Source organism: Kitasatospora sp. NPDC056446 (genome assembly GCF_042796115.1).
GTDB lineage: Bacteria > Actinomycetota > Actinomycetes > Streptomycetales > Streptomycetaceae > Kitasatospora.
Genome location: NZ_JBHTRF010000215.1, coordinates 1 through 1,492 on the forward strand (window position 1 = coordinate 1; position 1,492 = coordinate 1,492).

The window sequence follows — 1,492 nt, forward strand, 5'->3', positions numbered from 1 at the left end:
TGCCGTATTCGAGGTACGCATCGGCCGCACGCGTTGCCTGGACCAGTACGAGGCGCAGTTCGACGCCATCGACCAGGTGCAGGGCAAGCCTGTGCCGGGGGAGGGACAGTGATCAAGCTGACAGACATTCATGGCCGCGCGCTGCTGCTGAGCCCAGGCCAGATTGCCATGATCCAGCAGGCCGGCCCGAGCCAGCGCTGGCATGGTGTGGCGGCGAACGTACAGATGGCCGTGGACGGTAGATGGGTAGAGGTGCGCGAGAGCGTCGCCGATATCGAGCAACAGCTTGGGGCCCAGTGATGGGAGGCCCGGCCGGCGCGGGGCGCCCCGAGTAGCGCTGGGATCTCTTATCCGTACTCCCACATTCTGCTTTGGCTGTTCCAGATCGGTGCGCGATAGGCGGCGTCTGCAACGAGCCTGAGGGAGAGAACGCAATTCTGCTTGGATGAGAAGCCCTTCGGACTGACTGCGATCAGCGTGGCGTTACCCGTTAACAGTTTCCAGTGCCACTTTCGTTGCGAGTCCCGGTAGATATCGAAGCGGGGACCACCTGCAGGTGACATGTCTTTTCCTTTCCTTGTGGAGTTTGACGTGCCCATGGAAGTCGAGTCTTCCATGGACGAAGTGCCGGTAACGATCTCAACGAAAGGCGTATCCCAGTCAGACCTGCCCGTCTGGCTGGCGCTCGGCGCCCTGCGTACGGTCGAGTCTATATCCCGAGAAGGGCGCAAGGCGACGCGACGCAAGCTGGTTGCTGTACTGGCCTCCCAGGTCAAAGAGCTGAGGCGGGTGAGCTGATGGCGGGCAAATAGTCGGGAAACCGAATTCCAACCCAGAACACATTGAGACCCGGCCAAGTGCCGGGTTTCTCGTTTCAAGCGCGGCCTAGGTTCGCTACCGAACGTCTGTCGTCCTGCCCGACAGGCTGGCCGCGCTTCCTCTTCAGGCAGCTCCAGGAGGAGCAGGTATGTCCAACATCATTCAACTGATTCCCGCTGGCGATGGCCCACGAGTTGACAGCCGCGCGATCGCTGAGCATCTCGGGACCGACCATCGCAGCTCATTCCGATTGATCACTCGCTATGTCGAGGGGTTCAAGCAGCTGGGGCTTCTGCGATTTGAAATCGCAAAACCCCTTGAAGGTTCCGTTGGTGGACGCCCGCAGAGCTATGCCCAACTGAATGAGGACCAGTGCTACTTCCTGCTGTCCCTGTCGAGGAATACGCAGAGGGTGGTCGACCTGAAGGTGAGGCTGGTCCAGGCATTCGGAGATGCGCGCCGAGCCGGAACGGTCGAATCACTTTCAGTTTGGTATCAGCTGCAGGCTGTCCAGGTGGAGGAGAAGAACTCTGCCGCCAAAGGGTCGTATGGCTCGCGCCTGATGAACAACCGGAAACGCGAGAAGGCTGGGCTGCAGCGGGAGCTGGCCAGGCTGGAGGCGCAGGTGGTGATCCCGTTGTTCCCGACCGAGGCCGTGGCTTGAGCTGGGTAG

The 1,492-nt window shown here is 61.0% G+C and carries 3 protein-coding genes; all 3 read left to right on the forward strand.

The features are described from left to right. Positions 1-108 precede the first annotated feature (108 nt). Positions 109-300: a hypothetical protein gene (locus tag ACFQ6N_RS40765; RefSeq protein ID WP_197586512.1), complete on the forward strand. Its 192-nt coding sequence runs from the start codon at positions 109-111 to the stop codon at positions 298-300. Between the two features lie 279 nt (positions 301-579). Continuing rightward, complete coding sequence (locus tag ACFQ6N_RS40770) at positions 580-798, forward strand: hypothetical protein (RefSeq protein ID WP_365891117.1); 219 nt, start codon at positions 580-582, stop codon at positions 796-798. 169 nt (positions 799-967) lie between these two features. Further along, positions 968-1,483, forward strand: coding sequence for a Rha family transcriptional regulator (locus ACFQ6N_RS40775; RefSeq protein WP_197586510.1), 516 nt, complete (start codon positions 968-970; stop codon positions 1,481-1,483). Positions 1,484-1,492 lie beyond the last annotated feature (9 nt).

Coding starts and splice junctions, on each gene's coding strand:
- ACFQ6N_RS40775 (WP_197586510.1), top strand. CDS start 968: ATGTCCAACATCATTCAACTGATTCCCGCTGGCGATGGCCCACGAGTT.